This window comes from Peribacillus deserti (genome assembly GCF_002863585.1).
In the GTDB taxonomy this organism is placed as follows: domain Bacteria; phylum Bacillota; class Bacilli; order Bacillales; family DSM-1321; genus Paraperibacillus; species Paraperibacillus deserti_A.
Window position 1 is genome coordinate 1 of the sequence record NZ_PGUY01000017.1, and the last position, 19,715, is coordinate 19,715.

13 protein-coding genes, 1 pseudogene and 1 riboswitch are annotated in these 19,715 nt (G+C 41.7%); of the genes and pseudogenes, 3 read left to right on the forward strand and 11 right to left on the reverse strand.

What is annotated here, in order from left to right; all coding sequences use genetic code 11:
• Positions 1 to 282: 282 nt before the first annotated feature.
• The 5 genes and pseudogenes from ribH to CUU66_RS05880 form a co-directional block, all read right to left on the reverse strand.
• On the reverse strand, positions 283 to 750 hold the full coding sequence (gene ribH / locus CUU66_RS05860) for a 6,7-dimethyl-8-ribityllumazine synthase (protein ID WP_101640745.1): 468 nt from the start codon (positions 748 to 750) through the stop codon (positions 283 to 285).
• 69 nt (positions 751 to 819) lie between these two features.
• Positions 820 to 1,410: pseudogene (gene ribB, locus CUU66_RS05865) on the reverse strand (3,4-dihydroxy-2-butanone-4-phosphate synthase); the annotation flags it as partial.
• 12 nt (positions 1,411 to 1,422) lie between these two features.
• Positions 1,423 to 2,064, reverse strand: coding sequence for a riboflavin synthase (gene ribE / locus CUU66_RS05870; RefSeq protein ID WP_101640747.1), 642 nt, complete (start codon positions 2,062 to 2,064; stop codon positions 1,423 to 1,425).
• Between the two features lie 145 nt (positions 2,065 to 2,209).
• A riboswitch (FMN riboswitch) is annotated at positions 2,210 to 2,342 on the reverse strand.
• Between the two features lie 1,125 nt (positions 2,343 to 3,467).
• A complete protein-coding gene (locus tag CUU66_RS05875) occupies positions 3,468 to 4,937 on the reverse strand; it encodes a SulP family inorganic anion transporter (RefSeq protein ID WP_101640748.1) in 1,470 nt (489 codons plus the stop codon).
• Between the two features lie 155 nt (positions 4,938 to 5,092).
• A complete protein-coding gene (locus tag CUU66_RS05880; RefSeq protein ID WP_142383702.1) occupies positions 5,093 to 6,559 on the reverse strand; it encodes a hypothetical protein in 1,467 nt (488 codons plus the stop codon).
• 256 nt (positions 6,560 to 6,815) lie between these two features.
• Here CUU66_RS05880 and CUU66_RS05885 point away from each other — a divergent pair, with 256 nt between their 5' ends.
• The gene (locus CUU66_RS05885; RefSeq protein WP_101640750.1) at positions 6,816 to 7,082 is read left to right on the forward strand and encodes a GlsB/YeaQ/YmgE family stress response membrane protein; all 267 of its coding nucleotides are present in this window, start codon (positions 6,816 to 6,818) and stop codon (positions 7,080 to 7,082) included.
• An 87-nt stretch (positions 7,083 to 7,169) separates the two neighbouring features.
• On the opposite strand, the gene CUU66_RS05890 is transcribed toward CUU66_RS05885, so the two are convergent.
• Positions 7,170 to 8,135, reverse strand: coding sequence for a phosphotransferase enzyme family protein (locus tag CUU66_RS05890; RefSeq protein WP_101640751.1), 966 nt, complete (start codon positions 8,133 to 8,135; stop codon positions 7,170 to 7,172).
• Between the two features lie 370 nt (positions 8,136 to 8,505).
• Between CUU66_RS05890 and CUU66_RS05895 the strand changes: the two genes are divergently transcribed.
• Complete coding sequence (locus tag CUU66_RS05895) at positions 8,506 to 9,645, forward strand: zinc-dependent alcohol dehydrogenase (protein WP_101640752.1); 1,140 nt, start codon at positions 8,506 to 8,508, stop codon at positions 9,643 to 9,645.
• A 55-nt stretch (positions 9,646 to 9,700) separates the two neighbouring features.
• Here CUU66_RS05895 and CUU66_RS05900 read toward each other — a convergent pair whose 3' ends face one another.
• From CUU66_RS05900 to megL, 3 genes are all read right to left on the reverse strand, one after another.
• On the reverse strand, positions 9,701 to 10,099 hold the full coding sequence (locus CUU66_RS05900) for an acyl-CoA thioesterase (protein ID WP_101640753.1): 399 nt from the start codon (positions 10,097 to 10,099) through the stop codon (positions 9,701 to 9,703).
• 33 nt (positions 10,100 to 10,132) lie between these two features.
• Entirely contained in the window at positions 10,133 to 11,308 is a 1,176-nt protein-coding gene (locus CUU66_RS05905) for an iron-containing alcohol dehydrogenase (RefSeq protein ID WP_101640754.1), read from the reverse strand.
• 351 nt (positions 11,309 to 11,659) lie between these two features.
• Positions 11,660 to 12,859, reverse strand: coding sequence for a methionine gamma-lyase (gene megL, locus CUU66_RS05915; protein ID WP_101640756.1), 1,200 nt, complete (start codon positions 12,857 to 12,859; stop codon positions 11,660 to 11,662).
• Between the two features lie 188 nt (positions 12,860 to 13,047).
• Here megL and CUU66_RS05920 point away from each other — a divergent pair, with 188 nt between their 5' ends.
• Positions 13,048 to 13,908: a sulfite exporter TauE/SafE family protein gene (locus CUU66_RS05920; RefSeq protein ID WP_101640757.1), complete on the forward strand. Its 861-nt coding sequence runs from the start codon at positions 13,048 to 13,050 to the stop codon at positions 13,906 to 13,908.
• Positions 13,909 to 14,912: 1,004 nt separating this feature from the next.
• Here CUU66_RS05920 and CUU66_RS05925 read toward each other — a convergent pair.
• Entirely contained in the window at positions 14,913 to 16,079 is a 1,167-nt protein-coding gene (locus CUU66_RS05925; RefSeq protein ID WP_101640758.1) for a DEAD/DEAH box helicase, read from the reverse strand.
• A 352-nt stretch (positions 16,080 to 16,431) separates the two neighbouring features.
• Entirely contained in the window at positions 16,432 to 19,644 is a 3,213-nt protein-coding gene (locus CUU66_RS05930) for an efflux RND transporter permease subunit (RefSeq protein ID WP_101640759.1), read from the reverse strand.
• Positions 19,645 to 19,715 lie beyond the last annotated feature (71 nt).

Sequence of the window (19,715 nt, forward strand, 5' to 3'; positions counted from 1 at the left end):
GAAGGTGTCAGTCCGGAGCTGGACAATACCCGCTGCTCCCGCAGGAGTCTCGCACCTTCCACTACGATCAACCTGTTTAATCAATAAATTGTATCAAAAAACAACAATCTTTTAGAAAACAGCCAAAAGAAAAACGGAAGACGATGCTTTCAAGTATTTATTGTTACACCACTATGAATTGCCGTCTTGATTAAACGCAATCAACATATACCCAAAATTAGCATCATCGTTAATAAAAAAAGAAATAAAAGAACCTGGCAGGTTTGCCTGCCAGGCAGTAAATCAATCGATTGATGAAAAAAGATTCGCCATTTCAACTGCTGTAACAGCAGCCTCATAGCCTTTGTTGCCCGCCTTTGTTCCGGCACGTTCAATCGCCTGCTCGATATTTTCAGTGGTTAAAACACCAAATACTACCGGAATTCCTGTTTCTAATGATACTGATGCTACACCTTTAGCGACTTCATTGCAGACATAATCAAAATGAGGTGTTGCACCACGAATAACTGTCCCGAGCGTAATTACCGCATCGTATCCGCCCTTTGCTGCGAGTCGTTTTGCCACCTGGGGTATTTCAAATGCACCTGGCACCCAGGCTACATCAATATTTTCTTCATCTACTCCGTGACGCTTCAGTCCATCAAGCGCACCGCTTAATAACTTCCCAGTTATAAACTCATTAAAACGGCCAACTACTATACCTACTCGTAACCCTGTGCCAATAACATTACCTTCAAAAACTCTTCCCATTTCTATAGCCTCCTATATATCAACAATATTCGATTATTATAAAGTACTGCTTGCTGCTGAGATTTTTTTTCGATAAGAGATCAAATCAGCAATCGTGATCATTTTCAGCCCATGTTCCTCTGCAATTTTGATCAGTTCAGACACCCTTGCCATCGTGCCATCTGCATTCATGATTTCACAAATGACCCCGGCAGGCTTTCCACCGCTTAAATAAGCTAAATCTACTGCAGCTTCCGTATGGCCTGGCCGTTCCAGTACACCGCCCTTTTTAGCGATGAGGGGAAATACATGGCCCGGACGCTTAAAGTCCTCTGGTTTTGCATGATTGTCAAGCATTTTCAACACAGTGTGTGATCTTTCATACGCGCTGATTCCTGTTGTGGTATCTTTATGATCAATCGAAACGGTAAAAGCCGTCCCATGATGATCTGTGTTCGTTTCAACCATGGGATGCAATCCAAGTTTTCCTGCAAGCTCTGCTGTAATGGATGTGCAAATGAGTCCTCTCCCATGCGTCGCCATGAAATTGATCGCCTCAGGGGAAGCATCTTCTGCTCTTACGATAAAGTCTCCTTCATTCTCACGATGCTCATCATCAGCAACAATCACAATCTTCCCTGCTTTTATATCCTCTAGTGCATCTTCTATCCTGCTGAACAAATTAACACCGCCTCAATAAAATCCATTTTCCTGTAAAAAATCGATACTTAACGAAGACGACTTTTTAACAGATTCGGTTTTTTTCAATATATATTTTGCAAACAAGTCCGTTTCTATGTTGACTATATCTCCCTTTCCCTTGCTTCCTAAAACGGTTTGTTCATGGGTATGAGGGATAAGGGAAATCGTGATCGTATCTTCTTTCACCTTAAAAACAGTCAGGCTGGTACCATCTATGGCAATCGATCCTTTAGGGATGCAATACAGGCTTGTATCATCCTGCAATAAAATATCATAGTACACGGCATTTTCTTGCTGCACCTTATTAACGATCCTGCCTACCCCGTCAACATGGCCTGTAACGAAATGCCCTCCGAACCTTCCCCCTGCGGCAATTGCCCTCTCAAGATTTACTTTTGAACCGGGCTGCAATAGGTGAAGCGAAGTGGCTTTTACTGTTTCAGGCATCACATCAGCGGTAAAGCTCTCAGAAGAGAAGCTGGTAACCGTTAGACAGACACCATTAACGGAAATACTGTCTCCAAGCCGCACATCTTCTAAGACAGTCTTCGCATATACTTCAAGTGCACTGCTATTAGCGCGCTTATGCAATAGTTTTACAGTGCCGATTTCCTCAATAATTCCTGTAAACATCTGTCTCCCTCCGCTACAAAAATAAAAACCCCTTAACATGATATAAGGGGTTGGGAGAATATGGATAATATAGGTGCGTTGAAATAAGCCTATTGTTCTGTTTACTTACGAAACAATAGACTGATTCAAAAATAGACCAGTTCCACATGTCCTTCTCCCATCCAGACTATACTGTCGGCTTTGGATTCACACCAAATCCTGCCTAAAAAGGCTCGCGGGCTCGTAAGCTAAGCTTCATCACCGCCGGCTGGGACTTTCACCCGACCCCGAAGGACAAAATATAAAATTTTTTATCATAGATTCAAGGCTCTGCCTGAAAGTTCTATGAAATCAATTGAATTTTAGCACCAGGAAATAAGAAAAGCAAGAAATGAAAATCTGTACAACGAAGAAGTTTGTTGATTTTTGGAGAATAGTGTTATTTCGAGGACCATTTTGCATAGAGGGGATTGGTGGAATCTGCCTAGTTGATTTTTCTAGCATGCCATACGCATTTCATTGACATCCAATTGCTATTTTTTAAATTACAGATGATTCAGGACATATTTGTTATCTGCAGCAGGGGATTTGTGTCTATCCACATTATGTGTCAAAAATAACTTTGGCCATCATAACTTCTAATCGGCCACATGAGATTTCGCCGCCATTTACCTAGATGGTTAGTAGCACAAATAATTTGCGATATAATGTTTTGAATCGGCAGAATCAAATTCCGCTGCATCATACACATAATAAATTTAGTATTATCATGTTAATTTGGGACATGATTTGTTATTTGCAACAGGGGATTTTATTTCCATCCACATATATGTTTAGAATCACAAATGGGATATAATATTTTGATATCTGCACTTGAGATTTGGCTGGCCTATCACAGTTTAGAATAAAAAAGGTCTTATTTTTTATAAAAACGGCATGTTTTGGTAAAAATCGGAACGTAAAAAGATTAATCCAGCCGCCAATCACCAGCAAATATCAGGTTTTCGATAAAAATAGATGCCGACTTAAAAGTTTATGCTTAGGTCCGGAGATTTTATGCTTATTTTTTTTACTTTTATGCTTATGTTTTAGCAGTTTATGCTTATGTTAAGTGGTTTTATGCTTATCCTAGTCTTTCCTTTGCGTATTTTGATAGGTTTATGATTAAAAAAATGGATTTATGCTTAAAATTACTGGCTTATGCTTATACCGCTGGGTTTATGCTTATCTCACATTCTAAATCATGCAAAATCTCATTAATAAAACTATCGCTTTTTACTAAAGCAAACAGATTAATAGCCACCCTTATAGGTGTTCCGATAGGCGTTCTTCCCTTTATCGACGCTAATCTAGTTTATATAATGCCACCATTAACACACCACAAAAAAAGAGACTGACAGCATTCTTTCAGTCCCTGGTTTGTATTAATGATTTTTCACAGCTTTACGCTCCGCTTTATCAAAGATGGCTAACTTATCGATTAGTTTTGAACTGGCCGAATCTAATCCTTTTATAGTGACGCCTGTGCCTAGTTCTTTATATTTTAAAACGATGCGGTCAATGGCTCCGACAGCCGAATCATCCCAAAGATGAGACTCGGTAAAGTCGATCACAACTGCGTCATCTTCTTTGAATTTGAAGTAACTCATAAATTCTGTAACGGATGCAAAGAACAGCTGCCCTCTGACCCGGTATACAGTCTTTCCGCTGGCAGCGCTTCTGCTTACATCGACTCGGGATATTTTAGCCGCAAAGAACACCGCACTTAAAATTACGCCGGCGATTACGCCCTTTGAAAGGTCATGTGTTATGACAACCGTAACAACAGTAACGATCATAACGATAACATCCGTCTTAGGCATGATGTGAAGTTTCAGCAGAGATGACCAGTCAAATGTTCCTATCGATACCATAATCATGACAGCGACCAGAGCACCCATAGGTATACGGACCAATAAATCCTGAAGAGCAATAATAAGAACCATTAAAAAAGCTCCGGCAATAAATGTTGATAATCTGCCTCTTCCTCCTGCTTTTACATTAATAACGGATTGTCCGATCATCGCACATCCGGCCATACCGCCAAAGAAACCGGCAATTATATTAGCAACTCCCTGTCCTCTTGCTTCTCTGTTTTTATCGCTGTCGGTGTCGGTCATGTCATCCACAATCCTGGCTGTAAGAAGGGATTCTAAAAGCCCGACCAAAGATAGGGCAATGGAATAAGGAAGGATAATATTAATAGTCTCAAGATTAAGCGGGATATGCGGAATCATAAATGCCGGAAGACTTTGGGTCAGCTCTCCCATATCGCCTACAGTCCTGACAGAAGCTCCTGTTGTAATGGCTATAATCGTCATCACAATGATCGCAACAAGTGGAGCTGGTATAGCTTTTGTAAACCTGGGCAGGATGTAAATAATGGCAAGAGAGCCTGCGACCATAGCATACATAGCCCATGATTCACCATAAAAATGCGGCAGCTGGGCCATGAATATCAAGATAGCAAGTGAGTTTACGAAGCCTGTCATCACACTTCTTGGGATAAATTTCAGTAAAATGCCTATTTTCGCCATTCCCAGTATGATTTGGATAATGCCAGTCAGGATGGTGGCTGCAAATAAATATTGCAGGCCATGATCCTTTACAAGAGTTGCCATCACGAGGGCCATAGCCCCTGTGGCAGCAGAAATCATGCCTGGTCTGCCCCCAATAAAGGCAATTACAACGGCAATACAAAATGAGGCATAAAGCCCGACCATAGGATCCACACCTGCAATGATAGAAAATGCAATAGCCTCAGGTATAAGGGCCAGCGCCACAAGGACTCCAGACAATATATCCCCCTTTACATTTCCAAACCATTCATTTTTAATTTTTTGTAAGTTGAACAAAAGAACACCTCTTACATCCTTCTTTTTAGTGACTTTCAACTCTCATGAAAGCCGGATCCGATGTTAACGCTAAACATTATAACACTCTCAATTTTGATGACAAAGAGATTTTTTCATAAAGAAAACTGCCCTCTACTTAAGGACAGTTTGAATTCCTACTGTTTCCTGGTCGAAACTGCTGTCTTTCTTTCCCATGCCTTATGCTTCAGCCGGTCTTTTCTCCAAGTAAGGAACGTTGAAATCGTTAGATACACCGACACGATCATCCCGCTTACGGTTACAAATAAGGCTATATATTCGAATAAGGAATATCTCATAAGTCTTTCCCAATTGATATTTCCCTTTAAATCATCAATCACTTGATTCATTCCGTAGATTCCGCTTATTACGGTGAACAGTGTTAAATACAGAAGCAGCAAACTATTCTTCTTATCAGAAAAAGATTCTTGGTAGCGATACAAACTGTAAAGTGTCTGTTTTCCGTCATCATACATGGCTTCAATCTTAAAGACGTCCCTTAAATGCAGAAAGATATCTCTTCCCTGTGATTGGGTTGCCAGCTCAATAAAGTAATAATTGGCAGTAAATGAATTAACGATATAAATGAGTTCTTCTACTTTCTCCCTGTCCCGATCAACTCTTATTTCCGAGTAATCATTGGCAATCTTAAGCAGGACGATTTTATGAAAAAGATTGAGAAGGGTCCCATAATAATATTCTCCAAACATCTGGCTTACAATGGCATCCAGGCCAGATCTCTGTTCATTGGTAATACAAGAGAAATGGTCTTCCTTCACTACATAATACGTGTCTGGAGCCCATCTGTCATAGCTGTTTTCCTTTAGGAATTCATTGATATACCTTTTGTTCGTGGAGCTTATGTTTGGTTTTCCTTCCTGGTCGCTCCCATCCAGATTCGCTGCACGGAAAACATCCATTTTCACAAAGGGATCAGTTTCCCTAAAGGAAAAAATGGATTGTACGTACATCTTGTCATCCTCGAAAAAAGGGAACGTTTCAAAATAGGATTCCTCCATGTTCGTCTTATCAAAAAAATCCGTAATGGAAGGATTTATATGCTTGGTTATGAACTCCTTAACATCTTTGAAGGTATCTTCTTTACCCTGGATGGATATCTCACTCTCTGAGTTCCTCCCGGGACTTAGACTCCTGAACCTTGCTGCAAAATCCATCACAGCGGAAAAATCTGCTCCTCTGTCAATTTGGAGCCGAATGGTGATGAACCCAACATTAATCGGGCATAGCGTGACATCGGTAGATAAAAGTTTAAAAGGAAGAGAAAACTTCTCAGTCCTGTATTTACAATCTAGATTCATGGGTCTTGAGTACCTGTGGAATCCTTCTTGGTTTTCCGTACTGGGAAATAAAATTTTATTAGTAAAAGGCAGGTAATAGCCTTCAATATTTTCATGGGAAATCTGAAAATCTCCGTAGTACTTATCCTCGAGCGAAAGATCATCCAGCTTAAATAATTCAAATTGCTGTTCAGACAGCGTTTTTTTTAGGGAAACAATACGATTTTCTTTTATAGAAAAGGGGAGCACAAAAAGAAGCAGTGCACGATTAATTTCTTTTTCCTTAATTTCAATTTGACTCATCATGCTTACCTGCTCCCTTCGATTTGTGTTTTCATTATTATCTTTCTTATATACTCAATTTATTAATACCACTCCCCGAAGAAAAAAACGAGGAATCTGATTGATCTTACATACTAAAAAAAAGATGGGGTATCCTAAATTTTAAATAAAGTGAAATTTTGTAAATTAAAATGATGTTTAGAATGTCCCAAACTGGGGCAAAAAAAGAACAAGCTTATAAGCCAAGTAAAAAAAATCATCAAAAAGGAGACATGCTATCATGGAATTTTTATGGTCATTAATTATAGGTGGTATTATCGGTTGGTTAGCTGGATTAATCTTAGGACGTGACGTCCCTGGAGGCGTTATCGGAAACATTATCGCTGGTTTTATCGGTGCATGGCTTGGAGGATTAATCTTTGGAAGCTGGGGTCCTGATGTTGGCGGATTCGCTATTATCCCGGCACTGCTTGGGGCTATCATCTTAATCCTGATTGTTAGCTTCATTATGAAGGCTGTACGCGGCAGAAGCCACAATAATCATTAATAATAAAATTAACATTTAAATCTTAAAACCACCTAAAACAACAAACAAAAAAAGATCAAGACAGTTACTGTCTTGATCTTTTTTTGTCTATAAAAGCAATTGATCAATAACCGGCTTTTCCTGCTCAATCCGCTCCTTTAAATCCTTCAATGTATATGACTGCCATGTTTCAAGTTGGTCTATATCCCAATTCTTAGTGAATAGATCCAGCAGAAAAAATTCCCGATGCTTAAGAAAAAGTGGTATTTGTTCGGTCATTTCTTTATGTAGAGTAAATTCCTTGGTATACCCATCGAAAAATTCGTAAAAAAATAGTTCTGTGAATTTTTCGTTTTTTCCATTAAAAGAAGTATTCTGCCAATTGGCATGATAGAAGCTGGCAGCTATATCATTTGCATACCAATAATAAGCACAGTCATCAAAATCAAATAATGTGATTTCTCCAGACTCTACCCGGAAATTGCCCTGATGAAAATCATTATGCATCAGCCCAAAGAGATCCGGTGTCCTTGAAAGATCCGATAATACCTTAAGATGCTCTTGATACTTCTCCCTAATGATATCCGGAACAAAGGGACATACACCACAAAAGATAGAAGCATCCGCCTCCAGTCCGACAGGTCTCACAAGGTCTCGTTTTACGTTATTTGCGGCAATCTTGTGCATGTTCCCCATCATTCGGCCCCATTTATTAAATAGGCCCTTATTCCAGATATCCGGCTGAGTTACATCCACGGGACAGCCTGACGCAGCTTCGAAGGACACCAGATGATAGGGACCCCACTTATGATGAACCGTTTCTATGAAGTTCCCGGCTGCAGACTTCACCGGCAGTGAGACCGGGATCCCGCCGTCATGTAAGGCAAGAATAAATGCGATTTCGCTGGCAATCAGATTCATATTTCTCAGCTTTGCAGGAGTAATGCGCAAATATTTTTCACGCCCGCCTTCTCCATATGAGTAAACAATATTCTGGAATCCCTCAGTAACCCGCTTAATCTTAGTGGTTACCCCAAACATTTCTTTTGCCTTAAGAAGGATCTCGCTGTCCATTATGTATTCCTCGCTTTATCTGAACTTAGATACACTTGCCCCTTATGTATTCGCTGCAGCTTATCTAACTCCTCCTTTGCAGAAAAAAGCGATCGATGATATAGTTTGAACATTTCAGTTAACAAGGGAGCGGTATCAATACGATAACAAGGATGGCCAACTGGTGATTTGTCATCATACAATTTGGCAAAAACATTTCATTTAGCTGCTTTATTTTTAAGATTGGAGGAATAGAAAGATCTTGTTTAGTGCATAATAGGTTCAACAAAATATTGGATGTTCTATTTACCAAAGATTTTAATATAAATTAGCTTTTATTAAGAAATTTAGGGGTATAAGTGAAGTATTCCACAATTAGGAGGCTGAATGTATGAAAGCTGTAACGTTTCAGGGACCAAAGAATATGCAGGTTAAGCAAGTTCCGGATCCAAAGATAGAAAAAAACGATGATATTATCGTCAGAATCACATCTACAGCAATATGCGGATCGGATCTCCATATTTATATGGGTGCGCTGCCCACTCATAAAGACTATGTCGTCGGCCATGAGCCTATGGGGATTGTCGAGGAGGTCGGACCAGAGGTTACAAAAGTTAAAAAAGGCGATAGAGTTGTCCTTCCGTTTAATATTTCTTGCGGCCACTGTTTCTATTGCGAGCATGATATGGAAAGCCAATGTGATAACTCCAATCCTAATCCGGTTTTAGATACAGGCGGTTATTTTGGGTTTACAGAACGATATGGGAACTATCAGGGCGGTCAGGCTGAATTGCTGCGAGTTCCTTACGGTAACTTTATGCCGTTCGTGATTCCCGAATCTTGTGAACTGGAAGACGAAGCCTTGCTGTTTATGTCTGACGTACTTCCGACTGCCTACTGGAGCGTAGAAAACTCTGGCGTGAAAAAAGGGGATACTGTAGTGGTGCTGGGGTGTGGTCCAGTCGGATTAATGGCGCAGAAGTTCGCCTGGATGAAGGGTGCTAAGAGGGTAATCGCAGTTGACAATACTTCATACCGCCTTAACCATGCAAAAACTAAGAATAAAGTAGAAGTCATAGATTTTGAGAAGTATGATGATACCGGCTCTTATATCAGAGAAATCACAAATGGCGGAGCTGATGTTGTCATTGATTGTGTCGGCATGGACGGCAAAAAATCACCGCTTGAGGCGATCGGCCAAAAATTAAAGCTGCAAGGCGGAACCATCAGCCCGATTCAAATTGGACTCAATGCTGTAAGGAAATTCGGTACGATCCAGCTGACCGGAGTATATGGCTCGATGTATAATATGTTCCCGCTGGGCAATATTTTCGAGCGCAACATTTCACTAAAAATGGGACAGGCTCCAGTAATCCACTATATGCCTATGTTATTTGATATGATTTCAAGAGCAGAATTCGATCCGACCGAGATTATCACCCACCGGGTTCCGCTTGACGAAGCAGCCCAAGCCTACAAAGTATTTAATGACCATGTAGACGACTGTATAAAGGTTGTATTGAAACCATAAAATATAAAACACACCCCTTCTGGATACAGACGGGGTGTGTTTTTATGCTTATTTTTCATTCATTTTGATAATAATGGGTCTCCAAAATCTCCCGGATATTAGCTGGAATGGGCTCTGATTGTTTCAGCTCCATATTATAATTCACGTATGCTGCTGTCCCTCTCACACATAGTCTTCCGTCTTGATAGATTTCCTCATATAGCACCAGACTTGAGTTCCCCAATTTTTTGACCCAGGTAAAGACATCCACTTTTTTCCCAAAATAGATTTGGCCAACATAATCTACATTCATATTTACGATGATCATTTTCCAATTTTGAAAAGAATGGTCAGGTGTAAATAACGCAAAAATTTGATTTCGCCCAGCCTCCAGCCACACCGGAACGGTTGTATTATTAATGTGCCCTACTCCATCTGTTTCAGACACCCTCGGCTCAATAATAGTATGGAACATTGATAATCTCCTTTTACGGATGATAGACGGTCTCTATCTTCCCAGTCCTATATCTCCCCTGAGAGCGGAAAGATAGATATTTTTTGCAGCTTCAATTGTAAAGGATTTCGGGCTTCTGGCAAGAAGACGGGTCTGTTTCATGCCATTTTCCGCGAGAAGGTCAATATCATCCTCGGTAATCCCATACTCGTTAAGCGTTAACGGCAGGCCAGTATCCTTTATAAGGTTCCTGATTTCCCGTACGACCAATATTGCAGCTTCCCTCTGATGAATATTTTGGGTTGGAAGATGTAATGCAGCTGCCAGTCTAGCCATCTTCGAAATACATGATGGCCAGATATAATCCAGTACATAAGGCAGGAGAACCGCATTAGACTCGCCATGTGGAAGCTTAAATAGTCCGCCGAGTGGATAAGCCAGGGCATGAACTCCGGCTACTCCAGCATTGTAAAAACTTAATCCCGCCAGCATGCTTCCCCAGGACATTTCACTTCTTGCGACTGTATCCCGGCCCTGCCACACGGCTGTCCTTATATTGGCAGCAATTCTTGAAACTGCTTCCAGTGCAAGTGTGTCAGTCAAAACGGTTGCATTCACAGACAGAAACGCCTCTATTGCATGAGTCAGAGCGTCAATACCGCTTGCAGCGGTCACTCTTGGAGGCAGCGTATAAGTTAGTTCAGGATCAATGATGGCTATATCAGACAACAGGAACTCATGACTGATCACATCTTTAGTATCGTCCAATGAAAATACGGCAATGTCCGTTACTTCAGCTCCTGTACCTGAAGTAGTCGGGATCAGCACCTTTGGCAATCCTGGGTGATTAAAGGTTCTGGTGCCTGTCAGATTTAAATAATCAGAGATTTCGCCCTGATTCACAGCAAGGACTGACGCTGCTTTTGAGATATCTAGACAGCTTCCTCCCCCGATTCCAATGACAAGGTCAGCCTGAAAGTCCCTTACTGCCTGCACAGCCTGATTGCCAGCCGAAATAGAAGGTTCGGGCTGGATCTCTGTATATATTGAATATTTTGTTTCAAGCTCACGCAGCCCGGACTCCAGAGATTTTGTCAGTCCATGTTGAACGATGATCGGATCGGCAAAGATAAAAACTCTCTTAGCCTTATATTCTTTTACAATTTCAGAAACTTGTTTAATAGATCCTTCCCCTGTAATGATTTTTTTAGGCGAAGCAAACAATTTCATCCTGGTTCCTCCTGCATGGATTAATAGTTTCTGTAAACAATTACATTCTGTGAATGATGGTTTGAATACATTATAACGGTCCGGTTCTAAAATTTGATAGTCAGATACTACTTTTCTGAACGCATCCTAAAAAAAATTATAAAAATCCCCCGGATGATTCTCCTGCAAAAGCAAGTGTTCCAGCTTTTGCAGGTTATTCTTTTATTCATGCTGCCTGGATTAATATTTGCTGAAGGGCCGCCCCGGATTAAGAACAATCCGACTTCCTATTTCGGGATATCTATCATTTCACAATTCTATAAAAAAACACTAGTAAAAAGATAAAGCTCTTTTGCAGTCAAAAAAGCCATCCTAGGAATGGCTTTCTATCACTGTATCTAATGCCTGCTTCAAATCCTCCCAAACATCCTCCCATGCCTCAAGGCCCACCGATAACCTGAGCAGCTGATTACTGATCCCCATCTCTAGCCTTTGTACTTCCGGAACTACGGCATGAGTCATCGTGGCCGGATGCTGAATCAGTGTCTCTGCATCTCCAAGGCTTACCGCAATTTTTATGAGCTTTAAAGCATTCATTACGGATTGAGCTTCTTGTTTACCGCCCTTTATTTCAAAGGATATAAGGCCGCCACCGTCCTTCATCTGCTTTTTCAGGATATGGTAGTCCTTGTGGCTGGGGTCCCCTGGGTAATAGACATGCTCTACAGCTTTATGTTCTTTTAACTTTTCATATAGCTTTTTAGCATTCTCGGTATGGCGGTCCATTCTGACTGGCAGCGTTTTTAAGCCTCGCAATAGGAGCCAGGCATCAAAAGGGGAGATAATCCCGCCAATATCCTTTAACGTAGTCATCCCAAGCTTTCGGATAAACTCCTTCTTTCCGGCTGCTAACCCAGCCACAACATCTCCGTGGCCGCAGATATATTTAGTTGCACTATGAAGAACGACATCACACCCGTGGTTCAGCGGCTGCTGCAGATAGGGGGAACTGAAGGTGTTATCTACTACTACGGTTATCGCATGTTCCTTGGCCGTACTTGCGACCATCTCTAAATCTATCATTCTCATTGTAGGATTAATCGGTGTTTCCACATAAATGCACACCGTTTCAGGCTTGATCAGCTGCTGTATTTGCTGAACATTCTCCATTGGAGATAAATCGTATGTGATCTTAAACTTTTCTTTCATCAGCTCCAATAAACCGAATGTACAGCCATACAATCCTTGCGAACAGATGATATGGTCGCCTGTTTGAACCAGGGAAAATAAAACCGCTGAAACCGCCGCCATCCCTGAACCGAACGCAATTCCATCCTCCGCATTCTCAAGGGCAGCTATTTTTTCCTCAAGTGCACGAACGGTGGGGTTTCCAAGTCTTGAGTAGATATATCCTTCCTCTTTGCCGGCAAATCGGTTCTCGCCTTGTTCCGCTGTTTCGAATGTAAATGTGGAGGTTTGAAATATGGGTGTAGATAAACTGCCTAAATGACTTTTCGCTTCATATCCAGCATGAATGACTTCCGTTTCCATATTCTTATATTTTTTTTCCATTGCAGCGCCTCCCGAAATCATGTATCGATATTTATTCGCATGCCTATTTATCATTGTATGATGAAAATAAAAATAGTGTAAGCGTTTTCTTTACTGGTATGTCTTTACTTTTTGTTCTGTCGTGACAAATGCCCGATGCTTTTCATATCCATATATACGGTTCTAATTTTTCAGGCTGGAGGTATACAATGAAAAAGTTAATAATCCTGGCATTCATCGGCCTTGCCGCTCAGCTGGTAGATGGCTCACTTGGAATGGGCTTTGGAATTACATCCACTTCCCTTCTACTTTTGCTTGGCTCTGCACCTGCCGCGGCGTCAGCCTCGGTTCATTTAGCAGAAGTAGTAACAAATGCCGCTTCCGGTATCTCACATATTCGCTTTGGCAATGTAAATAAGCAGACTGTCTTACGTTTAATCATCCCAGGGTCGGCAGGAGCTTTTGCTGGTGCTTGTCTTTTGAGCAGCCTGCCAGGGGATGTGATGAAACCTTATATTTCCGGATTTCTGTTATGCCTGGGTATATACATTATCTGCAGGTTCGCATTTAAAAACCACAACACACCGCCTTCGAAAAAAGGGTTCTCAAGTAAGCAATTAATTCCGCTTGGATTAGCGGCCGGATTCATGGATGCAACCGGAGGAGGAGGATGGGGGCCCATTACCACCCCAGTGCTCCTTGCTAAAAATGACGATGAACCCCGAAAAGTGATTGGCTCTGTGGATACCAGCGAATTCGCTGTATCTTTGTCAGCTACTCTTGGATTCCTTGTGTCACTTGGCTGGACAGAAGTAAATTGGACCTGGGTGATCGCCATCATGATTGGCGGAATCATTGCTGCTCCTGCCGCAGCCTGGCTTGTCCGAAAACTTCCAGCACACTTGTTGGGAGTGCTGGTCGGCGGAATTATTATCCTTACCAACCTGCGTACACTCTTGCATACTGGGAGTTTTTTGTCGGCAACAGTTATCAACTACTCCTATGCCGCAGTGATCCTAATGTGGGCTGCAGCTGTATGGACTGCCATAAAAAGAAATCGTAGGAAATGATCTTTCGCGTGGGTGTAGAGGATATCTGGAATGGGCATTGAAGCTCGTTCGGCTCGGCCCTGACATTGCGCTTTAAGATCGAAAAATCAGGAGACGGTCCTTAATAAAAATAGAGAGCAGCTTAATTGCACCATTTTTTTGGGGAAAATATTCGCTAGAATCGAAGATATTAAGCCTTTTTTGAAATGATTGCATCGGATAAATTTGCGTTCATTCTTACGTTCAGTAAGAAACCCTGCTTAAAAGACCCTGCAGGGGATGATTGAGTCACTAAAAATCCGCGAGGCTTTGTATTTGCACCATAACTAAACCCATTTGCCGCAAAGTCTATATCAAATTATACGAATGACCAGCGGGAGGCAATCAAACTGCCAGCTTCAATTGCCTAAGAGCGAATATTATAGGAATGTCTCAAAGATAGTATTTCTTATTTGGTTTAATTATGTATTCCACTATAGTTGGACTTTATAATGCGAAGGATTGTAAAACGACTGTGAGATTGGGGTCCATTTTTCCAAAAAAACAAGTATTTTTTACGGATAGAACCCCAATCTTGATAACTTTTTTGCAGTTTGCCTCCCGGCTCTGGAAAAACAGACTTTTTTGGAAGAGGTTTTAGTAAATGTAAAGGATTTAGAAATATGCAATAGGGTTTATGCTTAACTTCTAAGGAGATATGCTTATTTTTTGCAGGCTTATGCTTATGTTTCTAGGTTTTATGCTTATGTTTTCCATGTTTATGATTATCTCTCTTTTTCCTATGCTTATGTCTAGTGCTCTATGCTTATCCTGCGGCCTTTATGCTTCTCTTTTCCGGAATATGCTGATTGCCGACCGGGAATCAACTGTTTAATGTCTGCGCTTCCATCTATATCCGGCAGAAGACCGTGCAGGGCTCGCCTTTACCATGCAGGAAACCATGAATGATTATCGCCCCAGGCAGGTCCGAGTCGCTTTTATAAAGACAGTAAACATAAGAAAAAAAGCAGCCAAGGCTGCTTTTTTTATTTTTTTCTTTTATCTGACTGTGCTCTTTCAGCTATATCAATGATCTCTCCCTTATAAAAGGTCTTCGGCTGGATGTCGAAATTAAGGTCACGGGACAGTCGTTTGAGGTCTCGCTCTTCATTTGGCGCAATTATAGAAATGACTGTTCCTTCCGCCCCAGATCTGCCTGTTCTGCCGGACCTATGGATATATTGTTCCTTAGTTTTTGGCAGATCATAATGAATAACATGGGTTAAACCTTTCACGTCCAGGCCTCTGGCCGCCACTTCTGTAGCAAGCAGCAATGAGTATTCTCCAGTACGCAGGCCTTTCATTGAGGCTTCCCGTTCCCTTTTATTAGATTCACCGTGCAGGACTCCGTGCAAAACACCGTTGTAGTCAAGTCTTTCTGATAAAACGCTTAAAGAGCCAATATCCTTAACAAAGGCAAGACCTTTCAGGCTGTCGAGCCGGCTGATTTTTTCCAGGACTTTAATTTTATCCCTCGGATCAGCCGTAAAATAGATATGTTCTACTTTTGAAGGAATATTTTCTTCCCTTTTTACGATCACAAGCTCCGGATCTGCCATCATTTCCTTTGCATGAGCTTCAATCTGCGGCGGGAGAGTTGCAGAAAAAAGGACAACCTGTCTGTCTTTTAGAGTGCTCTTCACAATATTCTGGATCGTGCCAATGTGCTCTGGTACCAGCAGTTGATCCCCTTCATCCAGAACAATGGTTTTCACGTCATGCATTTTCATTTTCTTCTGCTTAATTAATTCGTAAATCCGGCCAGGGGTGCCTGCAACCACTTGCGGCCGCTTCTTTAGCTTTTCAAGCTGTCTTTTCAGATTGGCTCCCCCAATAAAAGATGCCCCAGAGATTTTGCTGCCTTTAGACCACTTTTGAATTTCTTCATTTATCTGCATGACCAATTCATGTGAAGATGCAAGGATCAGCGCCTGAATGGATCCGTTATCTTCCTTGATCGCGTTCAGGACAGGAAGCAGATAAGCTAGGGTCTTTCCAGTCCCTGTCGGAGATTCCGCAATAACATCCGTTCCTTGAAGCAAGGGAGGAATAGCTTTTTCCTGAATCGTTGTGGGTGCCTTAAATCCCGCTGACTGCCAGTTTTCCTGCAAAAAAGGCTTTAAATTGGGTAAGAAATCTTCTGTTTGTTTCATGTAAATCTCCTTCAGCTGTGTTATACACATATAGTATCATATTAAGATCTTCTTAGTCTTAATGCGTTACATTGATTTTGGAGCTGGGTCCTCCCCGAATGCTCCTAACATTCATTGCTATCAATTTAGGTTCTTTTACAAAATCGATCGCCGCTTGCAGCTTCGGTGTATTTACCACTGCGTCCGGTCACGTTAATATTCCCTGAACTTCACTTGAGTATGAATCTCACCCTGGATCCTTAAAGAGTTCAGATCTCCTGCACTTGTTTGACCGGGATGAGGTTTTCAGCCGAAGTGGATTACTTTTACATAGAAAAAATAAACCGCACCCGACTCTGGTGCGGTTTATACGTTATCTATCTACTTTATCTTTTCGTCTCTTTCTATTTTTCAGCTTACTTAGAGCTTCGTATACAATGGGAACAATGACTAAGGTAAGCAGTGTTGAACTTGTAAGTCCGCCAATTACCGTAACGCCAAGGCCTTTTGATATAATGCCGCTTCCTTCAATACCAAGTGCAAGCGGTATTAAAGCACCAATAGTGGCAATTGCCGTCATAAGAATAGGGCGAAGTCTGGTTGATCCAGCTTCAAGCAAGGCTTCCCTCGTAGTCAGTCCGTCTTTTTCATTGTGAATGACTCTGTCTATTAAGACAATGGCATTAGTCACCACGATACCGATCAGCATCAATGCACCGATCATAGCAGAGACGCTTAACGTTTCTCCGGCAATCAAGAGCCCTAGAAGTCCACCGATAATCGTGAAAGGCAGGGAGAACAGAATCGCGAAAGGTGCAAGGCCGCCGCCGAATGTTATGACAAGAACCAAATAAACAATGGCTATCGCAGCAAGCATAGCAAGGCCGAGCTGTTTAAAGGATTCATTGATATCCTCGGAAACACCGCCCATATCAACCGTAACGCTTGATGGCATTTCAAGTTTATCTACCTTTTTCTGCAGGTTTGCGGAAGCTTTGGCAGCATCGTCTGTCTTTAGCTCGCCGCTGACTTCCACATATATTTTGCCATCGCGGCGGCTGACGGTATTAGATGTCTCTCCTTCTTTAACTTCTACAACGTCCTTTATCTGAACAGATCTGCCTAAAGGAGACGTTATCGTTTTATCTGTCAAATCAGAGACGGATTGGTAGTTTTGCTCGTCTGTCTGAATGTAGACATTTAATTCCTCATCATCTTTACTTACTTTGGTTAAAATTGGACGGTCTCTTTGAGGGCTGAGTTCCATACCAATCTGTGCGGCTGTAAGCCCAAGTGAGCTTAATTTCTTCTGGTCAGCTGAGAATGTATACTCCTCGTAAGTTTCAGCCATGCTTGAATCAACGTTTTTAAAATCAGCGTCTCTCTTCATGATGTCCTGAATTTCCTTGACCGCAGGCTCAATATCTTTCATGCTGTCTCCGTATACATACATCTTCACCTCATTGCTGGCTCCGCTTGAACTGAAGTTTTGAGACAGCCATTCCCCATTATTGGTGAATGATTGAAGATCCTCAATGATCTTTTCTTTTTCCTTTTCAAAATCCGGCGTATCATCTTCATATTGAACATAGAATATCGCACTATTGCTGTCACCCGGATTCATTGGATTTTCACTGCCCAGTGACATCTGGACCGTTTTGACACCCTCTCTATTCAGGAACAGATCTTCTGCTTTTTCTGAAACTTCGGCTGCCTGTTCACGGGTTACACCAGGGTCAGGCTTGAACGTCGCAATCATCATTTTCTCTTCTTCGGAAGATAGGAAGCTTACCCCGATTATCGGAATTAAGAACAGACTTCCAGCCAGCATAAGAATCGCGAGTCCGGAAGTGATCACTTTATGGTTCAGGGTCCAATTTAATAATTTCTTATATCCAGCCGCTAGTCTGCCTGGTCCCTTTTCTTCATGCTCTTTCATGCCTTTTTTAAATAAAGTATGAGCAAGCATCGGCACGAGTGTTACGGCCACAAGAAGTGAGGCTGACAGAGCGAAAACAATGGTTAATGCAAATGGGAGGAACAGCTCCCCGATCATGCCTTTTACTAGACCTAGAGGCAGGAATACAGCAATGGTCACGATTGTAGATGAAAGGATTGGCATAAACATTTCTTTCGTAGCTTCGCGTATCAGGTCTGCGCCTTTTAACACTTCGCCTTTCATCGACATGCGGCGGTAGATGTTTTCAATAACAACGATAGAATCATCTACGACCCGGCCTATTGCCACTGTCATAGCGCCCAGCGTCATCATATTAAGAGTTATATCCATCTGCTTTAATAACAAAATAGCAATTAAAAGAGAAAGCGGGATGGAAACAACAGAAATCAACGTTGATTTGATATCCCTTAAGAACAAGAGAATAATAACTATCGCAAACGCAGCACCAAATAAGGCCTTATTCAGCATGGTGCTTACAGACTCCTCTATTGGAGCAGCCTGATCAAAGGTAAAAACAGTCTTTAGTCCATTTATTTCCTTATCAAACTCTTTAACTTTTTCTTTTACATCATTCGCAACATCTACCGTATTTGCATCAGATGCTTTGACGATAGAAAGGCCAATCGATTCCTTCCCATTTGTCCTGGCAATAGATTCAGCCTTGCCGACCTCTTTAATTTCAGCAATTTCTCCCAACTTAACCGTAGGAATAGCTGTATTATGTACTGACCCATTGGTCACGGATGAATTTTGTGCATTACCGGGAGAAGGCTGCTGCGATGCCGCGCCGGATCCTGCGGACTGCTGGCCTGCCATAGTACCGGCGGCTGCAGGATTTCCAGATCTAGCAGGTGTCTGGCCGGACGTGGTCCCGCCTCCTGATGGTACAGCAGGAATTTCAAGATTCTTAAGATCAGACAGTGTCGTGATATTCCCATCAACCTTTACGGACTTTTGAGTGTCCTTAAAGGTGTATAATCCAAGCGGAAGAGTCACATCGGAACCTTTGATGATATTCTTAACTGTTTCTTCATCCAGTCCGAGTTGTTTCATTTTGTCCTGGTCAAACTTCAACTCTACCTCATCCACCTGCTGTCCAGAAATCTGGACTGAGGATACACCATCAATCCCTTCAAGAGCAGGCGCAATTTTTTCTTTAACCGTCTTGGTTAAAGAAGCCAGCGATTCCTTGTCGTTCGAGACACTAAGAGACAGGATTGGAAAAGCGTTGAAGCTTACCTTAGAAATTTTGGGTTCCTCCACTGCTTCCGGGAATGAAATGGAGGAAATTGCTTCTTCTACCTCATTTTTTGCTTCATCCATTTTTGTTTCAAAATCATATTCAATCTGAACGGAAGAAGCATTTTGATAAGAGGTTGAGCTGACAACCTTAACCCCGTTCATACTCTGGACAGCCTGCTCAATAGGTTCTGATATCTTATCGCCTACTTCTTCAGGTGTTGCACCTGGATAAATCGTGGTTATACTTAAAATAGGCGTTGTGATATTCGGAATCGTTTCCAGCTTCATATTTAATCCGGAATATAAGCCGGCTGCGACTACAATCAGCGTCATTAGCCATACAGCAAACTTATTTTTCAACGTAAAATTAATAATTCTATTCATTTTACCCTCCTAATGGGATATCCTCTTGACCAATCGGTCATAATATATAACAATATATCTGACCGGTCATT